The sequence below is a fragment of the Aeromonas sp. R5-3 genome (assembly GCF_040908225.1).
Taxonomy (GTDB): domain Bacteria; phylum Pseudomonadota; class Gammaproteobacteria; order Enterobacterales; family Aeromonadaceae; genus Aeromonas; species Aeromonas dhakensis.
Map to the genome: position 1 here is coordinate 317,305 of NZ_JBFODH010000023.1, position 9,411 is coordinate 326,715.

Consider the following 9,411-nt stretch of genomic DNA (forward strand, 5'->3'; position numbering starts at 1 on the left):
TTTTTCTTTGCCGTCGAAGGCGGCGCAATAAAAGAGCCGTCCCGAGGGGGACGGCTGTTGGTTGTGCCGTCAACGGCTGGCTTAGCGCTTGCGCAGCAGGCGCAGGGCGTTGGCGGTGACCAGCGCGGTGGCGCCGGTGTCGGCCAGCACCGCAATCCACAGGCCGGTGATGCCGAGCAGGCTGGTGACCAGGAAGATGGCCTTGAGCCCCAGCGCCAGCGCTATGTTCTGGTGGATGTTGGCCAGTGCCGCGCGGGAGAGCCGGATCATGGCGGCGACCCCGCCGAGCTGGTTGTGGGTCAGCGCCGCATCGGCGGTCTCCAGCGCCACGTCGGTGCCGCCCCCCATGGCGATGCCGATGCTGGCCCGTTTCATGGCCGGCGCGTCGTTGATGCCGTCGCCGATCATCGCAACCTTTTGCGTCAGACCGAGCTTGGCGATCTCATCGACCTTGCCCTCCGGCAGCAGGCCGGCGCGCCAGCCCATGCCGAGCTCGCCGGCGATCGCCTCGGCGGCGCGGGGGTTGTCACCGGTCAGCATGATGCTCTGCAGGCCGAGCTCGCTCAGCTCGCGCAGGGCCGGGGCCGCCTCGGGGCGGATCTGGTCGCGCAGGGCCAGCAGGGCGGCTGGAGTGGCGTCAGGTTGACCGAGCACCACCACCGTCTTGCCTTGCTGCTCCAGGGTGGCAACCCGAGCCTGCATCGCCGCATCCAGGGTGGCGACCCGGCTCGGTGCCAGCAACTGCCAGAGGGTGCCGTCGATGCGACCTTCCACCCCCATGCCGGGCAGGGCGCGCAGATCCTGGGCCGCGGCGAGGCTGAGGCCCCGTTCGCTGGCCGCCGTCACCACGGCGCGGGCCAGCGGGTGGTGGGAGCCCTGCTCGATGGCCGCCGCCAGTGCCAGCAGCTCGGCCTCTGGCTGGCCATTGAGGCTCACCAGTTCGGTCAGCTGCGGCTTGCCCAGGGTCAGGGTGCCGGTCTTGTCAAAGGCCAGGGTATCGATGTGGGCGAGGCGCTCCAGCGCGGCGCCCCCCTTGATGAGGGCCCCCTGCCGGGTGGCTGCCGCCAGCGCCGAGGTGACCGCCGCCGGGGTGGAGATGACCAGGGCGCAGGGGCAACCGATCAGCAGCAGCGCCAGCCCGCGATAGACCCACTCGTCCCAGCTCTGGCCGAAAGCGAGTGGCGGTACCAGCACCACCAGCAGGGCGACCAGCATCATGGCCGGGGTATACCAGCGGCTGAAACGGTCGATGAAGCGCTCGATGGGGGCGCGCTGGGTCTCGGCCTCTTCGATGAGATGCAGGATGCGGTCGATGGCGTTGTTGCCGGGCTCGGACACCACTTCGAGACGCAGCACCCGATCCGCCGCCAGGCTGCCGGCGGGCACCTTGTCACCCTGACGGCGCTCCACCGGGATGGATTCGCCGGTCAGGGCGCTCTCGTCAAAGGCGCCGAGGGCGTCGAGCAGGCGGGCATCGGCCGGCAGACGGGCGCCCGGAGCGATTTCGATGATGTCGCCTGGACGCAGTTCATCGGCGGCCACCTCTTCCCGCACCTCGCCCTCGGCAGTGGTGCGGATGCGCAGCGCCTTGTCGGGCACCAGCGCCATCAGGGCGGTGACCCCGGCGCGGGCGCGGCCGGCGGCGTAGGCCTCCAGATGTTCCCCCAGCATGAACAGCAGCAGCACCATGGCCGCTTCGGCGGTTTCGCCGAGGAACAGGGCCCCCACGGCGGCGACCGTCATCAGGGTCTCGATGGCGAAGGGGGAGCCGCTTTTGGTCAGTGCCCACGCCTTGCGGGAGATGGGCCACAGGCCCCAGAGGGTGGCCAGGGTAAACAGTGGCTGACCGATCTGGCTCGGCAGCAGGGCCGCCACCAACATCAGGCCGGCCAGCGACAGCGGTTGCCAATATTTGCCGAGCAGGGTCTGCAGCGGGCCGCGTTCGCGGCCGGACTCCGGCTTGCCGGCGCGCTCGCCCTTGAGCTGGAAGCCGGCGGCCAGCACGGCGGCGGTGACGGGATCGGGGGAGAGGCCGGGGGCCAGATCCACCACCAGCTTCTCGGTGGCAAACAGCACGCGGGCCTGCTGCACGCCGCTCACCCGGCTGACGGCCGTCTCTATCTTGCGGGCGCAGCTGGGGCAGTCCATCCCCAGCACCTGCCAGCTGTGGCGGCGGCTGTTCTGCTCGGGGGCGTCCAGCGGCGGCTCGTCCGCGGCGGAGGCGTGATCGTGCGCATGACCCTGCTCATGGTGATGGCCGTGGTCGTGTTTGGTGTCGGTGCAGCAGCCCCCTCTGGGGGGCTCTTCGTCGCCGGGGACATCGGCGACCCCGCGCGCCTGATGATCGTGGGGAGCCGGGATGGCCGCGCAACTGGCCGTTGCCGTGTTGTCACAGCAGTGGCTGGTGTGGCTGTGCTCGGCCTGGGAGGCGGCCGCCTTGCTGACGGCCTTGATGGGGGCGGCGTGTTGATGGCTGCAGCAGGATTTGCTCATGGTGCGTTCCTCTTGAGGGACCCCGCCCCTGCGGGATCCTGGATGACTGAGCCGAGTGTAAACCTTGGTGTTAAGTCCAAGGTCAACCCCCATTCTCTCCGCTCCTCCAGACGGGTGCTTTGGCGATCCTATATCCCTGTGATTGGCGGGTGTTTGTCCCCGCCCGGCGGGCCTATACTGGAGGCCCTGATCCTCCCTCGATAATCAAGGACATAACATGAGCAATACCGTTACTCTGCAAGGCAACCCGGTTTCCGTCGCCGGTCACTTCCCGGTTGCCGGCGAACAGGCCAAGCCCTTCTCCCTGGTGGCCAAGGATCTCTCCGACGTGACCCTGGCGAACTTCGCCGGTCTGCGCAAAATCCTGAACATCTTCCCGAGCGTCGATACCCCGACCTGCGCCACCTCAGTGCGCAAGTTCAACGAGCAGGCAAGCAGCCTGAACAACGCCGTGGTGCTGTGCATCTCCGCCGACCTGCCGTTCGCCCAGGCCCGCTTCTGCGGTGCCGAGGGTCTGGACAAGGTGGTGAACCTGTCCACCCTGCGTGGCGTCTCCTTCCTGCAGGACTACGGCGTGGCCTTCTCCTCCGGCCCGCTGGTGGGTCTGGCTGCCCGCGCCATCGTGGTGCTGGATGAGCACGACAAGGTGCTGCACAGCGAGCTGGTGGCCGAAGTGGCCGACGAGCCGAACTACGCCGCCGCCCTGGCCGTGCTGTAATAGCGTCGGGTCGACAAAAATCCCGCCGGGGCCATGCCCCGGCGGGATTTTTTTATGGGCGGCTGCCGTCAGGGGGAGGTGGCGAGCGGCTGTGATGAGGGCTTGGGTTGCCACTCCACATAGGGGCGGTGCAACCTGGCGTAGATCTCGGCCAGCTTGCCGGAGGCGGCGAGCCGGTCAATCGCCTCGCCGAGGAAGCGATCCATCTCGTCGCCGGCGGGCCCCTTGGCGATGATGAAGACATCCTCGAAATCCCCCAGATGTTCCCGGTGGATGTTGCTGAGCTTGAGCCGGCGCAACATCAGGTCGGCCTCCTCCTGGGCCCAGATGAAGGCATCGATGCGACCGCGGGAGAGCTTGCGCAGGGACTGCTCTATGCTCATCGACCGCTGCAGCGGAATGGGCAGAAAGCCGGGAGTCGCCTCGATCAGCAGATCCCGCTTGGTGGGCACTATGCCGTAGGCCATGTCGGGGGTGATGATGTGGTCGGTATTGCTGTAGAGCACGTGGGTCACCTTGCCGAAACTGCGGGTGCTGAAGCGATAGGGCAGCAGGTCGGCATCCTGCAGGTTGCGGATGGCGGGCAGGCTGAAGTCGGCGGTGCCGGCGATCACCCCGGCCATGGCCCGGGCGAGGGGATAGATGGTGATCCGGATGCTGATATCCGGATAGAGATCGTCGATGGCGCGCACCAGATCGACGAAGGGACCTGTCTTGTCGGCATTGATCAGCCCCGGCAACTCGCCGAGGTGGGCGTTGATGATGCGCACCGGCTTGGCGGCGGGGGGGGCCTGGGGATCGGCGCGGGAGAGCCCCAGGCTGGTCAGCCCCAGCAGGGCGAGCAGCAGCAAGAGGGGCAGGGTGGGGGATCGGGTCATGGTCGGGTAGCTCCGCCTTGAGAGGTTTTCTGAAGTGTAGCCAGCGGCACCCTGGCGCGGCGGGGTGGCCCGGAACCGGCACCTGGGTGGATTGGGTTTTACTTATGGGCCCCTGCTCACTAGACTTCGCCCTCCCACTTGCTTATCCGTACCGTGCCATGACCTTTGACCAACTCGCCCTTGCCCCCGCCCTGCTGGCGGCCCTGCCAACCAATCTTCAGCACCCGACCCGGGTGCAGCAACTGGCCATCCAGGCCGCGCTGGCGGGACGGGATCTGCTGGCGCTGGCCCGCACCGGCAGCGGCAAGACACTGGCGTTTGGCTTGCCGCTGCTGCAGCGGCTGGATCCCGCCCTGGCAGAGGTGCAGGGGCTGGTGCTGGTGCCGACCCGCGAGCTGGCGGTGCAGGTGAGCGAGGCGTTGCAGGGGCCGGCCGCCGGGCTGGGTCTGCGGCTGGTGACCCTGTGCGGCGGGGTGGAACAGGCGCAGCAACAGGCCGAGCTGGCGCTGGGGCCGCAGCTGCTGGTGGCGACCCCGGGGCGGCTGCGAGATCTGCTGGGCCAGCAGTTGCTGACCCTGGCCGGCCTGCGCACTCTGGTGCTGGACGAGGCGGATCGCCTGCTGGAGATGGGGTTCTGGCCCGATATCCAGTGGCTGATGAAGGCGATGCCGGACGCGCGGCAGCAGATGCTCTTCTCCGCCACCCTGCCCGCCGAGTTGGAGGCGCTGGCTACCGGTCTGCTGAAAGAGCCCGCGCGGGTGGAGGCGGATCCACGCAACAGCGTGGCCGACGACATCGAGGAGCGGCTCTATCTGGTCAACAAGAGCAGCAAGGTGCCGGCGCTCATCAGCCTGCTCAAGGCCCACGAGTGGCCGCAGGTGCTGGTCTTCATCAGTGCTCGCGACGACGCCGACGGGGTGGCCCGCAAGCTGGCCAAGGCGGGCATCGCGGTGGCGGCCCTGCACGGCGAGAAGGAGCAGGCGGTGCGTGAGCAGGCGCTCGGCGACTTCAAGGCGGGCAAGGTGCGGGTGCTGGTGGCAACCGATCTGATGGCGCGCGGCATTCACGTGGAGGCGCTGCCGCTGGTGATCAACCTGGACTTGCCCGCCAGCGCCCCCGTCTATGTGCATCGCATCGGCCGCACCGCCCGGGCCGGGCGCAGCGGGCTCGCCATCTCGCTCACCTGCCATGGCGAGGCCGACACCCTGGCGGCGATCCGCACCCTCACCGGGCGCGAGCTGCCGCTGGCCGATCTCGCCGGCTTCCCGGTGACCGACAAGCCAGCCAGCGGGGAGGGCAAGCGCGCCCCCCGCGACAAACAGGCCAACCGTCGCACCCAGGCCAAGCGCAGCGTCAAACAGTTCAAGGGCAAGGCGTAGCGCCCCCCGTCATGACCGGTGTGACAGGCCGGTTCATCGCAGCGCCAAACAGTGAAAGGGTCGGGGCCAAACCCTGGCCCTTTCTGTTTGCCCACCTGGTCACTATCAAATAGCGGTCGCTTCGCTATGCTCCATGGGTTTCACCATGGAGGGATGACGAATGACCAGTCTGGTAATGGGCCCCCTGCTGGGCCTCGAGTCAGAGACCGAGTACAGCATCTGTTTTATGGCGCAGGCCAGCTGCAAGAGTGCTGCCGTGCGGATCAACGGCGAGCTGCTGGCCGCCAGCAAGCAGGCGGATACCCCGAGAGGCGGTTTCTGGCGGCTGGTCTGGCAGGCCAGTCCCAAAAGCAAGGCCGGCACCCCCGTCGACTACGAGGTCCTGCTGGACAAGCAGCCGGCGCAGGATCTGGCGGGATACGACAAGTGGCAGTTCCATCTGCCGGGCAAGAAGGAGCAGGTGCGGATAGGCTACGCCTCCTGCAACGGTTTCTCTGACTTCAAGCTGCTCACCTCCACTCCGGCCCCCTACGTCATGTGGGACAAGCTGGCCGCGGAGCACAAGGCCCATCCCTTCTCCCTGTTGCTGATGGGAGGAGATCAGATCTATGCGGACTCCCTCTGGACGAGCGTGCCGACCCTCAAGGCCTGGAACGAGCTGGACCGGGCAGAGAAGGTCAAGCGCAAGGCGACCCGGGCCATGGTGGAGCAGCTCGACCGCTTCTATTGCGATCTCTACTGCAAACAGTGGGGCCGCCTCGAGGTCGCCTTCATGCTGGCCCGGGTGCCGAGCGCCATGATGTGGGACGATCACGACATCTTCGATGGCTGGGGCAGCTACCCCGAGGATCTGCAGCGCTGCGAGGTCTATCAGGCCATCTATGCCGCCGCCACCAAGTACTTCCGGCTGTTCCAGCTGCGCACCGGTGCCAACGGGGCGTTGCTGGACAAGGGGCTGAATCACCACTCCTGGCGGCTCGGTTTCAGGGGCTACCAGATCCTGGCGCTGGACAACCGGGCCAACCGCACCCGCGACCAGGTAATGAGCCCGTCCCAGTGGGAGCAGGTCAACGCCGCGCTGGCGGCCTGCGACACGGGCCACCTGCTGGTGCTGGCGGGGGTGCCCGTGGTCTATCGCGACTTCTCCTTCACCGAGGCGGCGTTCGATGCCACCCCCTGGGAGGAGGAGCTGACCGACGATCTCAAGGATCACTGGCGGGCCAAGGCCCATCAGGGGGAGCGGGCCCGCCTCATCATGCGGTTGCTGGACAACGCCAGGCAGCGGCGCCAGAAGGAGCCTGGCTGCAAGACCCTGATCCTCTCAGGCGACGTGCACGTGGGGTGCCTCGGGGTCATTCAGGACAAGCGGGAGGGGCTCAACGTGCACCAGCTGGTCTCCTCCGGCATCGTCCACCCCTGTCCCACCCAGTTCCAGTGGATGGGGATCCTGGCCATGACCAACGACGATCCCGAATACCTCGACGAGAGCCGGCTGATCCGCGCCGAGCTTATCAAGCCGTTCGGCGCCCCCGTCTACCTGCGTACCCGCAACTTCGCCACCCTGCTGATGGGCAGCGACGACAAGCTGTGGGCCAACTGGCATTGCGAGAACGGACTGGCGGCCAGCTACCCGCTGGCCTGATGGCCGGGGAGATGCGAAGGGCCCGTCAGGGCCCTTTTTTCATTGCGTTGGTGTGGCGGTGTCACGGGCGAAGAAGTCGCGCCGAAACTGGCCGAGCACCGCCTCCCTGTGCTGCTGCCAGCTCGCCTCGTCCATGTTGCCCCGGCTGGCCGCCAGCTGCTGTTCGAGCTCGGTCAACTGCTGCTGGTAGCGGCTGCGCTGATCCAGCTGCTGCTGGCGGCTGGCGGCAAACTGCAGGGTCGCCTCGGCCTGTGCGGCCGGCAGGAAGTGGTGGACCAGGGTGGCGAGCTCCTCGTCCCCCCACAGCTGGCGTGCCTGCTGCAGCCGGGCCGCCGGGTTGAACAGTTCAGTCGCCAGATCCGGGTGCTCCGCCACCCACTCATCCTGCAAGCGGGTGAGGGCATCCAGCCGCTCGGCCAGCGGCAACTGCTCGCTCTCCTGCGCCAGCTGCTCGAGCGCCAGGGCGTAGCGCCCCTGCAGCCGAAACAGGCTCTCCCCCTCGCCAAGCCAGCTGGCCTCAGCGCCTTCCAGATTGGCGAGCCGCTCGGCCAGCGGCAGATCGCTGTCGCTTACCTCGCTGGCGAGCTGCTGGCTCAGCGCCTCCGGCATGGCCCGCCAGCTGGCGGGAGGCGGCTCGGAGTCAGTCTGTGTGGCGGCAACCGGCGAGGCGAGCGCCGGGGAGTCCGGCAGCTGCGCCGGCACGGGCGCAGCTGCGTCCGATGGGGGCTGGCTGGTGGAGGCCGGGCGCGCCGGCTCCTCCTGTGCGCCCAGGTTGAGCAGCAACAAGGCCAGCAGCGCCAGCGCCAGCAAGCCGTAACGGCGCTTCATCGGCTGATCTCTCCCTTGACCGGGAAGTGATCGGAGAGGTTGCTGGCGGGCCAGAGGCTGCCGTCGCTGCTGCGCGGGATCCAGACGCTGTTGAGGTTGTGGCTTGCGGCGCCGTACTCCCGGCTCACCACCAGATAGTCGAGGTACTCCACGTTGGCGCCGCCGGAGAGCGGGCCACCGGCATAGGGGTTGATCCTGGGATCGAAGGTGGCCTCGGTGTAGCCGCCGTAGGCCGGCTCGTCGGCGTCGAGATTGGCCAGCATGCCGGCGTAGTCATCGGCAAACTTGCGCTTGTTGACGTTGAAGTCGCCGCCGTAGATGACGGTGTCGCTGGCGGGAATATTGAGGCTGGCGGCCAGGGTGCGCATCTGGCCGAACTGGATCTGGCGCAGGCGGCGCGCCTCGTCGGTGTCGAAGCTGGCGGTGTGGGTGGCGAACAGGTGCCAGGCCTTGCCCCCCTTGATAACCTCCGCATACATCACCCCCTTATCGGCGAAGCAGTCGGTGCCGGTGCACTGGGGATAGACCAGCTGGGCCTCGCGCACTATGGGGTAGCGACTGACGATCACCACGCCGCCGTCGTGGATGTTGACCCCCGGCTTGTCGAGCACCTTGGTCTGGTAGGGGTACTCTTTGGCCAGCGCCTGCAGGAAGCCTTCGCGGCGGCCGTCGAACACCTCCTGCAGCAGCAAGGCGTCATAACCCTTGAGGTGTTCGGGCAGCAGCGCCAGCCGCTCGCCGATGCTGGAGGCGATCACCGGCAGCGCCCAGACGTTGTAGCTGGCCACCTTCAACCTGGTTTCGGCAGGTTCGGGTTGCTCCACCTGTTTGGGCGGGGTCAGCATGTAGTGCAGATCGTCGTAGCGGCCGGTGAACTTGGCGGCGAAGGCCAGCTCCTGCGGCCCGCTCAGGCGGTGAATGGCGCGATCGCTCTGCCAGCCTGAGTTGTCTGCCGGCGTCTCGCCGCCGTGTTGCAGGGTGCTGTTCCACCAGGTGCCCTCCATCCGCTGGTTGAGGCGGTAGGTGTCACCGCTGGGGGTGGTGACCCGGGTTTCGAACAGATAGCTCTTGCCCGCCTTTACCCCCTCGTAGCGGTTGAAGCTGAGCACCATGGCGCTCTCCCAGGGGCCCAGCTCAGTCCTGTGCTGGATCCACTGGCTGCCGGCCTGCAGCTCGCCGGAGCCGCTCTGGCGGATCTCCAGCTGGACCGGATCCGGGCTGTTGTTGGTGAGGTAGACATCGGTATCGGCCAGCGCCTGCAGCGGAAACTGGCTGGCCAGCAGCAGGGCGGCATAACTGACGGGCTTGTGCATCATGAAGTCCTTTTGGTTGAGACACGCGGGAAAGTGACTGTTATGGCGGGCACAGAGGTCATTTCATTTACATTTTTGTTACAAATAAATGAAAGGCCCCATATGGGGAGGCAGGGCAAGCGGACAGGTTGGCGAAGAGGCGGGGCGTGCCGGTTGGCAC

7 protein-coding genes are annotated in these 9,411 nt (G+C 67.4%); 3 read left to right on the forward strand and 4 right to left on the reverse strand.

Translation table 11 applies throughout. From position 1 onward, the window contains the following. Positions 1 to 81 precede the first annotated feature (81 nt). Positions 82 to 2,493 (reverse strand): zinc/cadmium/mercury/lead-transporting ATPase, encoded by a 2,412-nt coding sequence (locus tag AB5Y95_RS16100; protein ID WP_368161579.1) that lies wholly within the window; start codon positions 2,491 to 2,493, stop codon positions 82 to 84. 217 nt (positions 2,494 to 2,710) lie between these two features. Here AB5Y95_RS16100 and tpx point away from each other — a divergent pair, with 217 nt between their 5' ends. Continuing rightward, positions 2,711 to 3,211 (forward strand): thiol peroxidase, encoded by a 501-nt coding sequence (gene tpx, locus AB5Y95_RS16105; RefSeq protein WP_368161580.1) that lies wholly within the window; start codon positions 2,711 to 2,713, stop codon positions 3,209 to 3,211. 68 nt (positions 3,212 to 3,279) lie between these two features. On the opposite strand, the gene AB5Y95_RS16110 is transcribed toward tpx, so the two are convergent. Then, a complete protein-coding gene (locus tag AB5Y95_RS16110) occupies positions 3,280 to 4,089 on the reverse strand; it encodes an ABC transporter substrate-binding protein (protein WP_368161581.1) in 810 nt (269 codons plus the stop codon). 158 nt (positions 4,090 to 4,247) lie between these two features. On the opposite strand from AB5Y95_RS16110, the gene AB5Y95_RS16115 reads away from it, so the two are divergent. Beyond that, complete coding sequence (locus tag AB5Y95_RS16115) at positions 4,248 to 5,468, forward strand: DEAD/DEAH box helicase (protein ID WP_368161582.1); 1,221 nt, start codon at positions 4,248 to 4,250, stop codon at positions 5,466 to 5,468. Between the two features lie 160 nt (positions 5,469 to 5,628). Further along, a complete protein-coding gene (locus AB5Y95_RS16120) occupies positions 5,629 to 7,110 on the forward strand; it encodes an alkaline phosphatase D family protein (protein WP_268027428.1) in 1,482 nt (493 codons plus the stop codon). Positions 7,111 to 7,149: 39 nt separating this feature from the next. On the opposite strand, the gene AB5Y95_RS16125 is transcribed toward AB5Y95_RS16120, so the two are convergent. Both AB5Y95_RS16125 and AB5Y95_RS16130 read right to left on the reverse strand, forming a co-directional pair. After that, on the reverse strand, positions 7,150 to 7,938 hold the full coding sequence (locus AB5Y95_RS16125; RefSeq protein ID WP_368161583.1) for a hypothetical protein: 789 nt from the start codon (positions 7,936 to 7,938) through the stop codon (positions 7,150 to 7,152). Then, entirely contained in the window at positions 7,935 to 9,251 is a 1,317-nt protein-coding gene (locus AB5Y95_RS16130) for a sphingomyelin phosphodiesterase (RefSeq protein WP_017765275.1), read from the reverse strand. The genes AB5Y95_RS16125 and AB5Y95_RS16130 overlap by 4 nt, the downstream gene beginning before the upstream one ends. Positions 9,252 to 9,411: the final 160 nt, after the last annotated feature.